The sequence below is a fragment of the Portibacter marinus genome, from assembly GCF_021533195.1.
Taxonomy (GTDB): domain Bacteria; phylum Bacteroidota; class Bacteroidia; order Chitinophagales; family Saprospiraceae; genus Portibacter; species Portibacter marinus.
Genome location: NZ_JAJNKB010000001.1, coordinates 759,588 through 776,754, shown reverse-complemented (window position 1 = coordinate 776,754; position 17,167 = coordinate 759,588). Strand labels below are relative to the sequence as shown.

General features: G+C 40.8%; 11 protein-coding genes. 3 read left to right on the top strand and 8 right to left on the bottom strand.

The features are described from left to right. Nucleotides 1–80 precede the first annotated feature (80 nt). Entirely contained in the window at nt 81–1,385 is a 1,305-nt protein-coding gene (locus L2567_RS03265; RefSeq protein ID WP_235296262.1) for a gluconate:H+ symporter, read from the bottom strand. A gap of 87 nt (nt 1,386–1,472) precedes the next feature. Between L2567_RS03265 and L2567_RS03260 the strand changes: the two genes are divergently transcribed. Continuing rightward, nucleotides 1,473–2,831 carry a hypothetical protein gene (locus tag L2567_RS03260; RefSeq protein ID WP_235296261.1) on the top strand — a complete coding sequence of 453 codons (1,359 nt, stop codon included), beginning with the start codon at nt 1,473–1,475 and terminating at the stop codon, nt 2,829–2,831. Between the two features lie 65 nt (nt 2,832–2,896). Here L2567_RS03260 and L2567_RS03255 read toward each other — a convergent pair whose 3' ends face one another. Beyond that, on the bottom strand, nt 2,897–7,108 hold the full coding sequence (locus tag L2567_RS03255) for a CHRD domain-containing protein (RefSeq protein ID WP_235296260.1): 4,212 nt from the start codon (nt 7,106–7,108) through the stop codon (nt 2,897–2,899). Between the two features lie 233 nt (nt 7,109–7,341). Then, a complete protein-coding gene (locus tag L2567_RS03250) occupies nt 7,342–7,806 on the bottom strand; it encodes a DinB family protein (protein ID WP_235296259.1) in 465 nt (154 codons plus the stop codon). Nucleotides 7,807–7,956: 150 nt separating this feature from the next. Here L2567_RS03250 and L2567_RS03245 point away from each other — a divergent pair, with 150 nt between their 5' ends. Both L2567_RS03245 and proB read left to right on the top strand, forming a co-directional pair. Then, a complete protein-coding gene (locus tag L2567_RS03245; protein ID WP_235296258.1) occupies nt 7,957–9,975 on the top strand; it encodes a TonB-dependent receptor family protein in 2,019 nt (672 codons plus the stop codon). Nucleotides 9,976–9,981: 6 nt separating this feature from the next. After that, nucleotides 9,982–10,743 (top strand): glutamate 5-kinase, encoded by a 762-nt coding sequence (gene proB / locus L2567_RS03240; RefSeq protein WP_235296257.1) that lies wholly within the window; start codon nt 9,982–9,984, stop codon nt 10,741–10,743. Here the strand turns inward: proB and L2567_RS03235 are convergent. From L2567_RS03235 to L2567_RS03215, 5 genes are all read right to left on the bottom strand, one after another. Then, nucleotides 10,727–12,019, bottom strand: coding sequence for a cation:proton antiporter (locus L2567_RS03235; protein ID WP_235296443.1), 1,293 nt, complete (start codon nt 12,017–12,019; stop codon nt 10,727–10,729). The two genes, proB and L2567_RS03235, sit on opposite strands and share 17 nt — an antisense overlap. 153 nt (nt 12,020–12,172) lie before the next feature. Further along, nucleotides 12,173–12,826 carry a hypothetical protein gene (locus L2567_RS03230; protein ID WP_235296256.1) on the bottom strand — a complete coding sequence of 218 codons (654 nt, stop codon included), beginning with the start codon at nt 12,824–12,826 and terminating at the stop codon, nt 12,173–12,175. A 25-nt stretch (nt 12,827–12,851) separates the two neighbouring features. Beyond that, nucleotides 12,852–15,305, bottom strand: coding sequence for a DUF5916 domain-containing protein (locus tag L2567_RS03225; RefSeq protein WP_235296255.1), 2,454 nt, complete (start codon nt 15,303–15,305; stop codon nt 12,852–12,854). Nucleotides 15,306–15,513: 208 nt separating this feature from the next. Beyond that, nucleotides 15,514–16,317: a DUF4097 family beta strand repeat-containing protein gene (locus tag L2567_RS03220; protein ID WP_235296254.1), complete on the bottom strand. Its 804-nt coding sequence runs from the start codon at nt 16,315–16,317 to the stop codon at nt 15,514–15,516. A gap of 78 nt (nt 16,318–16,395) precedes the next feature. Then, a complete protein-coding gene (locus L2567_RS03215; protein ID WP_235296253.1) occupies nt 16,396–17,166 on the bottom strand; it encodes a DUF4097 family beta strand repeat-containing protein in 771 nt (256 codons plus the stop codon). Nucleotide 17,167: the final 1 nt, after the last annotated feature.

Here is a 17,167-nt window from a genome sequence, read left to right as displayed (position 1 = left end):
TATTTATCGGGCATGTTTGATTTATCTACAAACTGCTTTGTGTCTGCCACGATTCATCTGCAAGTAACCTACCCACCACACTAAAGCAATAATTCCAAGAAAAGGACACCTAGTAAGCCTGTTACAGACACGATGATTTCCATCACACTCCACGTTTTCAAGGTATCCTTGACCGACATGTTGAAATATTCTTTAAACAACCAGAAACCAGTATCATTGACATGTGAAAACATGAGGCTTCCTGCACCTGTGGCCAAAACCATCAAGGCTGGATTCGCCCCCGTCAAAGAAATCAAAGGAGCGACTATGCCAGCAGCTGTCAGGCCTGCAACTGTTGCTGATCCAACGCAAAACCGAATGACTGAAGCTATTCCCCATGCAAGTATCAATGGAGAGACTTGAACACCCTCCAGCAATTGACCGATCAATAAACTGACCTCACTCACAACCAAAATTTCTTTAAGTGCTCCAGCTCCAGCTATGATGAAAAGAATCATGGCAATGTCTTTGACCGCCTTGAGAAGGGATTCACCCACTTCAAACATTGACTTACCTCTACCCACTCCCAAACTAAAGATGGCAAATAGAATGGTCAATACCATTGCAATCACAGGATCACCTACAAAAGTTAAAACGGGATGTTCTCCAAAGATAATTTCTAGCAATGCTGCTCCTGCAATTAATAAAACGGGTAACAATGCAGTGAAAATACTAACGAACAGCGAAGGCATCTCATCATCTTCAAATCGTTTTCCGCTGAACAATGATTTCAAAGGTTTTGGTCTGTATTTTTTCAAAGTACTTCCAAACACCGGACCACCTAGAATGATTGCTGGAACCGCGACGATTAATCCATAAATTAAAGTCTTTCCCATATCTGCTCCAAATGCTTCCACCAATGCTGAAGGTGCAGGGTGGGGCGGCAGATAACCGTGTGTCACAGAAAGTGCCGATAACATGGGCAGACCTATGTATAAGAGTGGCAATTCGGTTCTGGCAGCGACCGTAAATACCAATGGCAATAGAATGACAAAACCTACAGAATAAAACATGGGAATACCCACAATAAAGCCTGTGATGACCACTGCCCATTGTACATAGCGGCTCGGAAAAACTTTGATCATGGAATCAGCAATACGTTGCGCTGCACCAGAATCAGCAACCAATTTTCCCAGCATTGCTCCACACCCAAGAATAATGGCTAAAAAACCGAGGGTATTTCCAATCCCCCTTTGGACAGCTTTACTCACCTCGTCGGCAGGAATACCAAATGCCAGCCCTAAGCCAAGTGAAACAATAATGAATGAGAGAAAAGCATTGAGTTTGAGAACACTGATTAATAAAACAAGTACAAGAATGCCTCCCAGCACCATTGCAATTTCCATTTTGTTCTGATTTTGATAGAACCAAAGTACAAATATTTATATTAGTGCGTTATTGTAATGGCACAATTTCAAACAAGTTAGCAGGACATGACAGGATACAGAAATCTATTTTTAGTGGCGATGATGGCATTGGTTAGTGCCTGTCAATCAGATATAGGACCTATTAATGAAGAGCCATTAGAACCACAATCTTCCTGGCAAGTCATCCAACAACAAATTCTGGAGCCTAATTGTGTGGATTGCCATTCCGCAGGAACCAGTTTTGCCAAAGAATCTGGTCTGGTCCTCACCGCCGACGTTGCATACGATCAATTGGTAGGCCGCGATCCGAAAAATCGAGCGGCCCTGAATGATGGATTGGAGCTATTGGGTACAGAAGGTTTGCCTTCATTAGCCAAAAGTTTTCTTTGGGAAAAGATTAATGTGTTGGACTATGAACATTTATATAACGATCATCCAGGGTATGGTAGTTTAATGCCGCTAGGCAGTAAGCCTTTAACCAATGGCGAGTTGGAGTACATTAGAAAATGGATTGTGGAAGGCGCTCCTGAAGATGGCTTTGTTGCCGATGTAGAACTGCTGAATGATAGTACCAGATTTGATCCCATAGACAATGAATTTGTGGAACTTTCCGAACCTCAAAGCGGACTCTCATTTCACCTTGGACCTTTTACGGTTCATCCCAACAATGAGCGTGAATTCTTTTATTATTGGCCCCTGCAAAATAGTGAGGAAATCTATGCTACACGTTTTGAATCCAGTATGAGAAGTGGAAGTCACCATTTCATATTTTACAAGTTTGCAGAGGATGCTGAGCGACCCGCACCTTTTGAATATAGAGATTTTAGGACTCCACAGGGAGCACCGATATTCGAGACCTATCGCTCCGTTGAAGATCAAATCTTTGTCTGGGGAACCCAATGGCCACGAACAGACTACAGTTTGCCGGAAGGAGTTGCATTGAGAATTGAAGCAAATCAGGGCTTAGATCTGAATGCACATTATGTCAATTACTCAAATGAACCATATGAAGGAGAAATATATGCCAATATTCATACGGTTTCTAAGGATAAGGTGACGCATATCGCTGATAATTTATTTCTCAACAACACTGATTTTAATTTGCCGGCAAACAAAAAAACCACCATCACCAAAACTTATGATTTTAACAAAAGAATCAATGTGTTGAACCTTTGGTCACATGCCCATAAAAGAATGGAGGAGTTCCGTGTTTATATTAAAGGCGGTTCCAGAGAAGGAGAATTGGTTTATTACACCAATGATTGGGAACATCCTCCTTTAATAGAGTTTGATCCCCCGTTAGTCCTCAATCAAGGCCAAGGTTTACAGTGTGAAGCTACCTATTTCAATGAATCCAATTCGGATATCCAGTTTGGACTGCTCAGCGAAGATGAGATGATGATTCTGTTCGGCATGTACTACTAGTAAACATAAAAAAGACCCACCGGAATTCATCCGATGGGTCCACTATCAATTAAACTATTTTAAAACTACATCTTACTGAATTTCGCAATAGCTCTTTCATCCTTAGTTCTCAATTCCAGAATATACATTCCGGGATTTAAGCTGCCAAGGTTGACTCTTCTGTTACCAGTAAGATTCTGCTGAACCAGTGTCTGGCCATTTATACTTCTAATGATTAAGTTCAAATTTTCTCCTTCCTTTTCATCCCATTCTACATTTAGAAAGTCTTGTGCCGGATTAGGGAATATATTAACATTAAAACTAATATTTTGTTCATTGAAGACAAAAGTAGATATCGGACAAGAGATGTCATTTACAACTTGACCTCTTAACTCACCACTAGGATTAGCTTCTGTGTGATAATTAATATAAACATTGCCGTCCAGGATCGGCGTTCCGATCTCACTTGCAAAATTTTCAGTTGCCTGGTAAGTAAAAATACCTCCATTTTCATACAAATTGGTTAGGTTCAGGATGACACCACCGTCCATACCTTCTGGTGCCTGGTGTAAATGGGCACCCGTAACAGGACCAGAAGTATTTGAAACTACGGTCATTAGGTGGAGATTGCTGTTGTTTCGGTCGATGCTCACTATACCGCCACCATTTGCTTCTTCTGCTCCCAATACATCATGAACTTCCTGCTCCTGACAAATCCCAAAGTTATAACCTTGTCTGATATTAGGATATAATTGTCCTCTGATCTCACCTGCTGGATTGTTAGGTGTGTGGATGTTTAGATAGACATCACCTTTTAAGAAGGCGTTCAACATAGTGGCATCAAATTCAGTTACTGTCAATTCAATGTCGCTTCCATTCAGTCCTTCTGCTAAATTGATCCAAACTCCTCCATTCTCTCCCTGGTCAGCGATGTGCAAATGAGCTGCCTGCACCTCTGAGCTGAGGTAATCACTAACTGCCCAAACAGTCATTGTGGACCTATCCGGACTAAGATTTACAGCTGCCAGCCCTAAACCGGCAGACAAAACCATTGGTACACTCTGTTCTCCTGCTATCCAGCCATCGGCTGAAATTCCAGTCCACTCAGTTAATTGTGCTCTAATTTCACCTCCGGGGTTTTCAGCAGTATGAACATTCAGATAAATATTACCGGCAAGCAATTCGTCAATAAACGGAGAGACGTCTACGTTTGCTTCGATTCTATTGTTTTCACAAACAAAATCAGTGAGATTTAAAACGACACCACCATTTTCTCCAGCAGCTGCATTATGTAGATGTGCTCCTGTAACATCACCGGTCAAATCGGTAAAGAATGCTCTAATCTCCATCATATTCAAAACTCCTGTTAGATTAGCACTGACTAATCCTTTAGCTTCACCGTCGATAGCAGGTACTTCCTGATCGCCATTGATCCAGTTGACAAAAGTTCTGTCTTTTTCCAGTAACACCTGTGCTCTAATTTCTCCTGAAGCTTGAGATTCTGAATGCACATTGACATAAATATCACCAGACAACATATCTGTTAGGAGGTCATCGCCAATTGTTGCCTCGGTCCTTATAATATTGTTTTCGAATGCGTCCGTAAGATTTAAGATGACATCTCCGTTCTCACCCGCCGGAGCCTTGTGAAGATGAACTCCGCTAAAAGTACTTCCCAAACCGTTGATCGACAGGTTGACACTTGCCATATCCATCTCCTCATTCATTCTGATTCCAATGACTCCTACAGCATCACTTTCCACTTCTGGTACTTCATTGCTACCGGACAATCTACCTGCAAACAACAGTTGACCATCGAACCCTGGATCTACAGGTGTAAATTCTCCTGCATTTCTTGTCGAATTAAAATAGACAGCTGACGCTCCTGCAAAAGGTATGGATTCATCTGGAGTGATGTCACCTCCCTCTGAAGGGGCTGAGAATGCTAAGATTTTACCACCTGCATTCGCTCTTTCTGCTACCCAAATCAAATTCGTAGCCATATCATATGCAATGTCAACGGGATTTCCAAGTTCCGTATTGGCACCTTCAATTCTAACTTGCTCATCTGCAGATATCACATCATCCGCAATCGCAACACTCCACTCATTAACAATCACGATGGCACCATCTTCTGCAGAAGATGCCTCTCCAACATCTGTTAAATACATCACGTCTGTTCGTACATCGTAAAATAAGCCATGTGTTCTCACTAAATTCTCAACACTTACTTTTCCAGTCGCACTGATTTCTCCCTCAGGTTGATCCAGGAAATTTTCATAGTAGGCAACATTAGAAGAATTGTCTTCTATTGCCCATAAGGTACTATCGACCATTTGGATACCCCATAGGTTAATATCTGTAGTATTTTGCTTGACAAGACTGATGGTATCTTCTCCTTCTTCGTAGACGAACAAAGCATTGGTCTGGTCATTTGAATCATTGGCATCTTGAGCTACTATAAATTGATTAAACCCTACAGCTAATTCCCGACCATTTACAAAGTCACTACTAGAATGAAGGGACTTACTGACGGTCTCACCATGGAAAATGGCTTCCAAAACATTATCGTACTTATCGATTCGATTAGAAGATCTATTGACCTGATATAAAGCGTCGGACTTATTGGCAAAATAAATTCCGTCTGCATCCATAGCTTCTACTTGCGCAGTATACAGTGTACTTTCACCATTGTATCCGGCGACAAGTGCGCCTACCAGACATTGTGTATTAGAACTGACAAAAAGTTGCGCTCTATTAAAATCCGGTGTTCCTACATTTAAAGAACTACCTCTACTATAATCTCCTCTCACAGCTCCACCCGGGAATTCTGTCGTGTGAAAATTAATATATACTCCACTGGTTCTAAACTTAACCGCGGCATCTCCCATATTTTCCCAATAACCATAGGCTCCTGAAGCATCGATGACAAAGGGTCCAATATCAAAAATGACATCACCTGTTTCGCCGGGACCTCCATCATGAAAATGTGCGGCCTGAAAATCATCGGCAATTCCGTTCACTACTGCCATAAAGTGGCCATTGGTTTGATTTCGATCTATGGAAATCATAGAAACCCCTGTAGCTGTTGAGCTGGTACCAGATATCGATTGAGTGGAATCAATATGCGTAACGTAACCTTCTCTAAGTAATCTGGTGATCTGACCGCGTAACTCGCCGGATGGGTAATCTTCCGTATGAATATTTACATAACTGCCTCCAGTCAGCATGGCATCTAAGAGTGCTGAAGTCAATTTATTAGTACTACCAGTTATGAACTGTCCATCGATATCATTGGAAAGGTTGATCACTACCGGACCATTTTCATTAGCTCCTCCTAAATGAATGTGTGCACCCGTTACAGCTGAAGAAGTTGATTTAAAAAATCCAGTGTAACTCAAGATATTTGCTTCCAGATCCAGAGAAAAGGTCATGATTCCAGTGGAAGCAGAACTTACTGAAGGGACTTCGTTGTCTCCACTCAATGCAACGTCAAAAGACAATACTGATCTTTGCACAAGTTGAGCTCTGATCTCCCCTCCCGGATTAAGAACCGTATGGATATTTAAATAAACTTGACCTGCCTTAAGTGCTGCAGCAAATTCAGCGTCTGACGTAAAATCGACCACTATCGTAGAATCCAGAATATTCGCTGAAAGATCGACTGCAACGCCTCCATTGGTCCCAGCTTCACCTATGTGTAAGTGGGCTCCAACAATAGGACTTGACAAGCCTTCAAATACAGCGTTTAGCTGGTAAGTATTTCCGCTAGAAGAAAGAGCCAGGGCGGCATAACCTGTGGCATCTGTACTTACTGATGGAACTTCGTTTAAACCCGAAAGAATACCTGAAAAAAGCAAGTCAGTTTCTGTATTGAGTTGACCTCTTATTTCACCGCCAGGATTAGCTTCTGTATGTACATTCAAATAGTATTCTCCTGCTATTAGTTTTTTAATGCTAAAGGATGAAGAATTACTTAAAGTTGTCTCAAGTGAAAGCCCATCAAGAAAAGGCGTTAAATTTACTAAAACAGGTCCGTTTTCATCACTAGATCCATCATGAATATGGATACCTGTAATAGGCCCTGTTAAGTTCGTGGCTTGAAAGATCATCTTGGCCGTTAACATATCTCTTGAAACTGTTAGAACGGCAAGTCCCTGACCATCTGTGGTCACAGCCGGAACTTCGTTCATGCCATTACATCTGGCAGTCACCTGAATGGAACTGGTCAAATGTGCAGCAAAATTCTTGATTATTGCTAAAACAATAATCATTAATACAAGTAATAATTTTTTCATAAAATAGATTGTTTTTGATGACGTGTGAATGATGAACACGCTTGTTGTTAAAAAAAATTAGAAGAATTAATCTTTGTTAATATAATTCCTACTAATAAGTACGTGGACGGGTAAAATGTTGGTTTTCTGCACCAACAATTTTATTAATATAGTGGATGTCTTTTATATTCTCTTGACGAAAAGTCGCGAGGGAGAAGAGTTTGACTTTTACGGGATTATTACCAATTTAAGGCTTATATGAATTTTTTAATGGCAAGGCAGGTTCCAAAGTGCATGGCTTCGTGTACATTGTTGAATTTAATGGCTTCTACAACATTGGTGAGCGTGATATTGTAGGAGGTGGTATATATTTTAAATTCTTGAAATAGTTCCTCTTTGTAATCTTTTTCTAGGTCACTAACCGTGGATAGAGCTAAGTGTATAAGCTCATCTACTTCATTTTGATGAACCTTCCTTGTTGGTTTGGTCCCTTTTCTATAGGATTTTACCAGTTCCTTATCTGTATACATTTTGATACCGCTAAGGCCATAAACCAATAATTGCATGGTGACGATCACATGCCCAAAGTTCCATATCAAATTATTGGAAAAGCCCGACGGAATTTCATTGAGCTGGTCTAAATGATGTGCCTTGATCAGATTAATGGTATTCTGACGGGTTACCTTTAATATTTGCAAATCTGAATGGATATCCCTCATGCTGACAAAAGTAAGCATTTTGTATGAAGACAGTTCTACTCTAATCCTGGAATTATACTGTCGTTTCCTTTTCTAAGCTATATGTTTTATTTACTGTTGTATTGTGCTTGCGGTAGTTCTTCCTTAGAAGATGATTATCTTGCTGGCCTTATGAGATTTAGTATGGTCAAGATTTGGACATTTTTTCTATTGTTTCTAGGTCAATGTGTGGTTGCGGCGCAGGACACTCTAATGGTGAATGATATTGATGACATTGTAATCACTGCTACCAGGATCAATACCAGCTTACTGAAAACACCGCTTACATTACACAAGATCTCTCCAGCACAGATGTTTTCGCTTCAAAGTCAGTCGTTGAAAGGTATTTTAGGATCAACGCCGGGTGTCTTCATCACCAACCAATTTAATACAGCGCAAGATTTAAGAATTAGCATCCGAGGTTTTGGCGCCAGATCCGCGTTTGGCATACGTGGAGTCCGCTTAATGATGGATGGGATCCCACTTTCCACACCTGATGGTCAAGGGCAGGTGGACAACGTTTTTCTAGGCAGTCTCAAGGATATCGAAGTACTCAATGGCACTGCCTCTGCAGTGTGGGGCAATGCTTCAGGTGGAGTAATTAATATCAATACTTTTTCGGATAAAGCACGAGATAGTTGGGCGTCAATCACTTATGGTTCATTTCGATCTTGGCAGGCCAATGCCGAATTTAATCATCGATTCGGAGAAAAGGAATGGAGTCATCAATTTTCCTATCAGCAAACAGATGGCTTCAGAGAATGGTCAAGTGGAAATAGTTTTATTTACAATGGTCGGTTTAAGAAAAGGTGGAAGAACGGAAGTGAACTCGTGTGGATGCTGAACGGGCTGGTCAGTCCGGAAGGTTTAGATCCGGGAGGGGTAAACCTAGAAATGGCCATGGAAAATAGAAAAGCAGCCAGACCCCAAAATATTCTTTATCAAGCAGGAGAAGAAGTGCGTCAATTAACTTCAGGTGTGAAGTATACGGCTCCCTTTCAAGGGAATAGAAAACTAAACGTTACCGCATTCTATACCGTCAGGGATTTTAGCAATAAACTGCCATTTACATCCGGAGGACAGGTAGATCTGTTTCGAAATTACGGTGGCGTCATAACTTCATATAGTAAAAAATGGTCAAGTGACCTTTGGAGAAATGAATTGGTAGGAGGGATCGATGTTTTATTCCAGGATGACTTTCGACAACGATATGATAATCTTGAGGGACAAGCCGGAGATCGCTCACTTGCGCAGAAAGAGATTTTTCAAAATCAATCTGCTTATCTGGTTTGGAAAAGCAGTCTGAATCTGCTGGATGTACTACTTGGTCTTCGATATGATCGAAACTTCATCAAGGTGATAGATCGATTTGAGGAGGATGGCATTCAGGATGGTGAGATAGCTTTGCCCAGTGTAAGTCCAACACTAAATGCGAGCTATCGAATCGCTGATGATCAGGTCATCAGGCTTGGATTCAGCTATGGTTTTGAGACACCTACGCTCAATGAATTGAGTGCCAGGCCTGATAACTTGGGAGGTTTTAATATTGACCTGAATCCTCAACAGTCCTATACATATGAAGTAGGATATAGAGCGAAATGGAGACAAAAGTTGACCATAGACCTTACTTTATTTAATATACAATCCAGAGATGAATTGTTGCCCTACGAACTTCAGGATTTTACTGGTCGTACATTCTATAGAAATGCGGGAAAGACAGAAAGACAGGGAATCGAATTGCAATTGTCTGCTAAGCCCATTCAAGAAATGACCGCAGAGATTTCATACACCTATTCGGATTTTCGGTTTACAGAATTTGAGCAACTCAATGGGAACACTTTGCCAGGTATTCCTAAACATCAGTTGGGCTTTTTATGGGCTTATCATTATAATGGATGGGACTTTTACTTTCAACATATTTATCAGTCTGCGATTTTTGCCGATAATGAAAATGAAGTAAGTGTTCCGGCTGCCTCATTTGGCGCTTTGAAAGTAAGTAAGAAGTGGGGTAGGATGGTACCTTTCATCACCCTGAACAACATTTTTGGAGCGGCGTATTATGACAATATAAGGATCAATGCTTTTGGTGCAAGATACTACGAAGCTGCGCCTGGCAGAAATGTTCAGGTTGGCGTCAAATTTGAGTTTTAAAAATTTATGGATAGAAAGAAAGTCATTTTGAAGTTGGGTACCTCTACATTGACAAAAAACACTGAATTTATATCACGGGGTAAGATAGAAGAGATAGCACGTCAGATTAGATTGCTCAAAGATGAATATTCCTTCATTATTGTAAGTTCAGGCGCAATTGCCGTAGCAAAGCAATTCGTACAGTTAGCCGGGAAACAGTCTATAGAAGTTAAGCAGGCTTTGGCATCCATAGGGCAGCCTCACCTGATGAGAATTTTTATGGAGGTATTTAGTGACATTGGGTTGCATTGTTCCCAATGTTTGATTTCATACCAGGATTTTGAACATACGGATGCCAGGATCAATATCAAACGGACAGTGGATGTGTTGCTGGCCAATGACTATATTCCCATCATCAACGAAAATGATACCGTAGCTACTGATGAAATTAAGTTTGGAGATAATGATATGTTGGCAGGAAAAACGGCTGCTTTATTGGGAGTAGACTTGCTGATTATCGCTACGAATACGGATGGCGTTTACAAGGATTTCAAGGATAACCATGGCACTACCATAGAGGTAATAGAAGATCTGGATGAGATTACACTTTTCATTTCTAAGGACAAATCTGCTCAAGGCAGTGGGGGCATGGCCAGTAAAATTGAGGCTGCTAAAATTGCCCAGAAAGCAGGAGTGGAGACCTGGTTGGTCAATGGACACCTTGAAGGTTTTATCGATAAGGCATTTAACAACGAGTCAAAGATTTCGAAAATTAAGGTGTTGTCGTAGATTTCTTTTCAATGGAGGTCAATAAGAAGGCGTCGGCGAGTCCGTGCACAAATATAGATAGAATGATGGTAAAGTTGGCAACCAACCATATATCTTCGATGAAGCCAAAGTTTTCAAACTCATTGGTCGCAAATGCCAGGTAGTAAATGGTACCAATTCCCCTGATTCCAAAGAAGCTGACCAATGCCTTTTCCCGAAAAGGAGCCTTAAAGGAAAGTAAGCTGAGCATTCCAGACAAGGGTCTGATAATGAAGACCAGTAAACAACCGACCAGTATGTGACCTAGTGACAATCCAGTCAGTCCATTGGTCGCAAGGATTCCTCCGAAAGCAACTAAAAATATGCCAATAAGTGCCTGCTCTACCTGATCGACAGACTGATAAGTTCTTTTGTGTGCGGGATGTTCTTTGTCAATTTGTCTTCCAGTGGTGGCAGCAACAAAAACAGCCAGAAATCCGTAACCTTGAAAAAATTCGGCAAATCCGTAGGTTAGAAGCGTAGCAGCCACTAAAAATGTACCTTCACTGATTTCTTTCTTCCTTTTATCATCGATGTTTTCGATAAAACTAAAAAAGTATTTAGCGATAATTTTCCCGACTACAAATCCCACGAGAATTCCGATAAGGATCTTGTATATAAAATGAAAACTGAACCATTTTCCAACAGTTAACCAGCTAAGGCCCTGTTCTTCCAGAACGAGCGCGAGGAAAATAAAGGGGAAAGCCAGTGCATCATTGAGACCAGCTTCCACTGTTAAAGCGAATTTGACGGGATGTCCTTCACCGGAATTTGGAGGATCTACTTGCACATTACTGGCTAAGACCGGATCTGTAGGCGAAAGTCCTGCACCTAGCAAAATTGAGGCGGCAAGAGAAAGCCCCAGCACATAGTGTCCGGCAAGGCCTAATAAGATAATGGTGATTGGCATGGCAATGCCCACGAGTGCCCATCCTGATGCCCAGTTCTTAAAGCTGGGTTTTCTATCGATTTTAAGGCCAATGGCAGCCAGGCTGAGTATGACGATAAATTCAGTCAGATACTCCACAATTTTTCGATCAAGGTCATCGCTTTCAGGATTGATGAAAGGCAGATCGACAGGCAAACTGAAGAGTAGAAATCCAATACCCACGAAAATCATAGGAGGAGATAACAATCTGTTTTTGAGCAGATGAGGAAGTAGAAAGATTAATAAAGCAGTAATACCTGCAGTGAAAATCAAGATTAAGTGAAGGCTCATAGATTGAAGGTCTGTAGATGGAACCTTTGGAAAGACCATTCGGTTCACAGAGATTTAATTTGAGTCGCAGTAGCTCGTAGAATTCTTAGGAGAAAGTTACCACACGTCTTCAAACCTGTACAAAAATACCATTCAACTATTCGTTGAGCGATATTTTACATTTAGGTGTTGTAGCTTGAAGAATGCAGTACATCAAAAAAACCGCTTCATCTGTGCTTTCTTCCCCCACAATTTGATGTTATCAATCATTCCTGTATCGTCAAAAGAGCCGAAACCGATGTGACCTGCTGAAAAGTGTAAATCTGAAGCCTTCATGATGGGCTTATCCATGTCATTAAAGTATATTTTTATCGTCCCCTCACTGGCATCACGAATGACTTTGACTTTGTTCCATTGATTTCCCCAATTCGCGCCTTCGGTCGTTTCCGTACCAATTTTACGTCTGGCTTCATTATTCACCAAAAAGATATTATGCGCATGATCATCTGCCACTGAAGCGATATGAACATAATAGAAATTAGCCGGATCATTAATGTTGAAAAAAAGGCACATGTCTCTGTGACCATATTCCCGACCGGTTTGCTTTAAATCCACTTCAAGAACAAAGTCGCTGACTACAATATCCTTAAGAATGGCGATATTGTGTGGTGATCTGAAAGGTGGTTGGTAATCACTTTTCCCAAACAATTCCAAAGAACCATCAGACCACTTCCAGGCCGAGGAATCCGTGAAATAAAAGTCAGACAAATCAGATTGCGTAAAATCCTGGCTGTACAACAATGCATGATCCTGGCCATACAGCCAACATTGACATAAAAAAAGAGCTATGAATCCTAACCACTTCATAGCTCCAATTTATAATAAATTATGTTTACAACCTATTTCTAAAACTGGTAAATTGCTGATAATCCAAATAGTAAACCAGCCTGACTGACACGCTATTGTTTTCGGGGAAACTGCTTAAGCTGCCGAGATCATCAAAGTAGGATCGTTCTGAATAATCAAAAGCCCGATCATCCACTCTTCCTGCAATATTATTTTTCCAATTGATGATCATGTCACTTCCTGGCGCGAAACGCCATCTAAAGTTTAAATCCACGTTGATCAGACCAAAACTAAAATCGTTGAATTGATCATAGTCAGTATCTCCCAGAGTGCCGTCCTCCATCAATAAATTAAATCCGTCGTAATGCACCTTAGACCAGTAATGTCTTAGTCTGAAATCAATGCTCATCAAGTCCGTAAAAGTGTACGCTGCATTGATACTATTGACAACGGTAGTTCTATTTCTTCGTCCGAAAATTACTTCATCTCCATTAATGATGTCGACAAAACGTGGATCTCTTTTGGAAAAATCATATTCCGTTTCTATTTCAAAAGCAAACTTATCACTGACTTGCCATTCCGGATTTACGAAAACAAAGAAACCATCTCTATTATGTTCATGATAGTCCATGTAGGTAATGACACCCCTGAGGCGAAGACGCTTTCTGGTATCACTTCCAACGAAAATTCCGACGTTGCTCCATGAGGATTCCAGGAAATGCCTACCCCAGATTCTCGGTTCAAACCAGTTTTTGGTCTTGGGCTCGTGGTTAGACCATAGGTTATATTCCATAAAATTATTGGCCCTCATCCAGAAGCCTGTATTTAAATGTAATTCTGAGTATTCATTAGGATCTATGATGCGACTGTAATTCGCGTTAACCCAGAAATTTCCTCTATTGAAAAAGGCAAAGCTATCGACTTCGCTATAAACCGCATGAATTCCCACCTCTCTGATGTTCCCAAATCTTTGAAACCCCAGATCATTGGGGTCGAAGTTCTTACCTGTTTGCTCATAGTATGCTCCATAAGTAAATTTACCACTGATCTTTCGTACCCCTCCTTCATAAGATAACCCATACTCATTATCGCTTTCAGCATAATATTTCTGAGAAACTGCGCCTTCCCCCGAAAAACTCCAGGATTGTTCCTTGTTTTTGAAATTGAACTGCGTACCAGTCACATTCGCATCGTAAAAGCTGTCTCCGAAGCGTGTAACATTGGTATTGACTAGGGAAATGGTGGAGTTGTTTTTCAAATTTTGATCCAGTACAAAAACATTGTAATTGGTCACCGGAGAGGTACGGATCTTCCGTTCTGTGTTGTTTTCTGTGTTTACCACAATAGCGTGAGAGGAGTTAGAAAGTCCGTTAAAAACTCCGATTCCTAACCCTCCGTCCGTTCGTCCTGAGATTTTCGAGGCATTGATTAATTTAGAATTCTGAGGATTGACCAGCACTTCTTCCGAAGATCCTATTTGATTGTAAATGGCATTCATGCCAATGGGTGCACCTCCTACCCGACGACTATAGAAAAGATTGCCCTTACTGAATAACTCTACTCCTTCTGTAAAAAATTGTCGACGTTCATCAAATCGTACCTCAAATGGAGTGAGATTCAAAATCTGGTCGTCGGACTGTACCTGTCCAAAATCAGGAATAAGTGTCATGTCCAATGTGAACGCGTCATTGATACCATATTTCAGATCCATACCACCATTATATGAATAACCAGTACTTGTGCTTAGATTGTTGGCAGTGGATTGATGTTGCGCGTAAGCACTGATGTAAGGAGAAATAGATATCCTTAAAGGAGGTTTAATGTTGGTCAAGCCTTCAGTTTGTCCCATCTGTGCCAACCATACGCCCTGGTTTTGATCGATCGGGTACCATGATGATTTCTCCTGGGTTCTGTTGACCCTCCTGATAAAGTTAAGATTCCATTTTTGGACATCTGCCTTTGCAAAACGAAGTGCAGAGTAGGGTATGCGAATTTCAGCAAACCACCCTTCATTGGTAATATTTACAGCAGAAAACCACACGGCATCCCAATTGGTGTCTTCACCGTTATCCCCAAGTATGGCATCGAATTGCACACCTGAAGAACCTACGATAAATTCAAATGCACTCTGTGCATTACCATAGGTATCGATGATGACTCCAAACCAATCGCTATTTCCCACTCGATCCCTCTGAGTGAGTTGGACACTAACCTTTTCTCTAGATTGCTCGATCAAATGCGCGCCGATGTAAATGGAATTATCGTCATACATCATTCTAACATCAGCCTTGTTTTCAGCGGGTAATCCTTGGGATGGCTGCCAGGTAGTGAAATCCGATATTGGAAGTGCAGAGGACCAGGCTTCTTCATCCAACCTGCCATCCACCTCGATCTTAGAATCGATTCGATGACAATTCACAATCCGATGATGTTTTTGCTGAGCCTCAAGGCTGAAAATGAAGCAAAAAATAGTCAGTAGGATTGAAGTACCCTTTCTCATATGAATAGAAGTTTATAATTTTTGGATTTCGGCTTACGCCTTAGTTTTCGTTATGGTCTCTTTCTATAGGACTCAGATTTTTTCTAAAAGTTGCAGATTATTTAAAATTTCTTTAACAATCTATAAAAAATTGTAAAGAATTGGCATCAAATTAGACAAGTGACTGATTTATAGCGATCAATGAATTGTAACTACTTGTCTTTTGGAACTACAAAGCCTTCCTCAAATAGATATTGCTGTATGTTGCATCCAATGTAATTGAACCTTTACCACTATTCAGTTTGGCATCGATGTCCTGTCCATGATGTCTGTTTTTGCCCTTCGAATTAAATTCCGGTTCGATATTCATATCAGTATAGATTCGACCGAATCCCGTAGTCATTTTTAAAGCTGCATTGACAGAAGAGGGGATCATGAGGTCTACTTCACTGTAGGTACTGCTAATTTTCATGACGGGTGCAGAAGGTGGATTCTTAATGACCGCGTCCACAGAACCGTAAGTACTGTGAATGTGCATATCCTGCCAATAATCCTTAATCATGATACTACCAAAGGTTGTTTCTGCATGTAAATTTATGTTCTCAGGAATCTTCAAGGTAAATGTGGCATCCACATCCAGTCCATGATATACATTTTTAACTCCTTCATCATCACTTACTTCTTCAATGGTCATATTTTTGCCGTCTTTGTAAATCTTGGAGCCATCGTTCATAATGATGGTCATTCTTTTATCGACTCCTTCGAAGTCAGCTCTGGCAGTTAATTCAAGGGTGTTTCCGGAGCGTTTAGAATCAAGGTCAAAGTATTGCGATCCATCCATACCATTGACCAAAACATTGGCCTCGAGTTTGATTTCGTTTCCGGAATGCTTCTCAATTTCCAGATCTCCATATTGAAAATCAAGTTTTATGGAAGAAGCGTTATTCAGTGGATAGCTTGTACTTAAATTTGATTGCGCTGCAAGCAGACATGGCATGGCCAATGCAACCAGTATTGCATGTTTAATATTCATAATTGTTTGTTTTGTTTAGGACTGAAAGTCCTTTTTTGATAAAGAGTGGTGCCCCGACGAATGAGCCGGGGCATCAGCTTACTTTTTTCTTAAATAGATATTTTCATATCCTGATTTGATCATAAAATCTACGCCACCACTATTTATGGTTCCACTTATCTTCTTATCTGACAGTTCTCTCATGCCGTTAGTGGAAGCGACATCAATATCAAAGTCGGTATATATTTGTCCGTAGGGTGTTTTTAAGCTTAGTTTTGCTTTACTGGCTGCGGGAATAGCAGCATCTACAAAGCCATATACAGAGTTTAGAGATACTGAAGAGTTTTGCTCTACACTTGAAAATGTGGCTTCAATATCTCCATATACTGTTTTTACAGACATTGGTCCTGTGACATCCTTTAATTTTACATTGGTATAATTAGTGGAGACGACGATTTCTTTTGTAACCCCTTCTATCATGAGCCGATCTGAATCGTAGGTAGAATGCGAGTAGTCCACTCCCATTGACTTTGGCAACTTAATGGTGTAACCTTCGTCATCATCACACATGCATTCACCAATTTGAGTGACTTTCAAATTATCACCATCCTTTTTTACGGACAGACCTATCCCGGAATTGTCATCTAAACCTAGAGAGTTGATGGGTTTTAAACCTTTAGCCCTTTCCGATTTTTTTTCATCTCTTTCTATTTTGGCGCTGAACACGACCTCAGAACCATCGTACGATGTGATTTTTGCGTTATCCACGCCTTCAAGTATCAGTTTTCCACCATTGTGGGCTACGTTATAATCCTGTGCTCCGATTGCCAGAGCGATACACATTCCTATTGTTGTCAATAAATATTTCATT

Excerpts from the sequence above, each read along its gene's own strand:
- L2567_RS03265 (WP_235296262.1), bottom strand. The coding sequence starts at position 1,385 with ATGGAAATTGCAATGGTGCTGGGAGGCATTCTTGTACTTGTTTTATTA.
- L2567_RS03260 (WP_235296261.1), top strand. The coding sequence starts at position 1,473 with ATGACAGGATACAGAAATCTATTTTTAGTGGCGATGATGGCATTGGTT.
- L2567_RS03255 (WP_235296260.1), bottom strand. The coding sequence starts at position 7,108 with ATGAAAAAATTATTACTTGTATTAATGATTATTGTTTTAGCAATAATC.
- L2567_RS03250 (WP_235296259.1), bottom strand. The coding sequence starts at position 7,806 with ATGAGGGATATCCATTCAGATTTGCAAATATTAAAGGTAACCCGTCAG.
- L2567_RS03245 (WP_235296258.1), top strand. The coding sequence starts at position 7,957 with ATGAGATTTAGTATGGTCAAGATTTGGACATTTTTTCTATTGTTTCTA.
- proB (WP_235296257.1), top strand. The coding sequence starts at position 9,982 with ATGGATAGAAAGAAAGTCATTTTGAAGTTGGGTACCTCTACATTGACA.
- L2567_RS03235 (WP_235296443.1), bottom strand. The coding sequence starts at position 12,019 with ATGGTCTTTCCAAAGGTTCCATCTACAGACCTTCAATCTATGAGCCTT.
- L2567_RS03230 (WP_235296256.1), bottom strand. The coding sequence starts at position 12,826 with ATGAAGTGGTTAGGATTCATAGCTCTTTTTTTATGTCAATGTTGGCTG.
- L2567_RS03225 (WP_235296255.1), bottom strand. The coding sequence starts at position 15,305 with ATGAGAAAGGGTACTTCAATCCTACTGACTATTTTTTGCTTCATTTTC.
- L2567_RS03220 (WP_235296254.1), bottom strand. The coding sequence starts at position 16,317 with ATGAATATTAAACATGCAATACTGGTTGCATTGGCCATGCCATGTCTG.
- L2567_RS03215 (WP_235296253.1), bottom strand. The coding sequence starts at position 17,166 with ATGAAATATTTATTGACAACAATAGGAATGTGTATCGCTCTGGCAATC.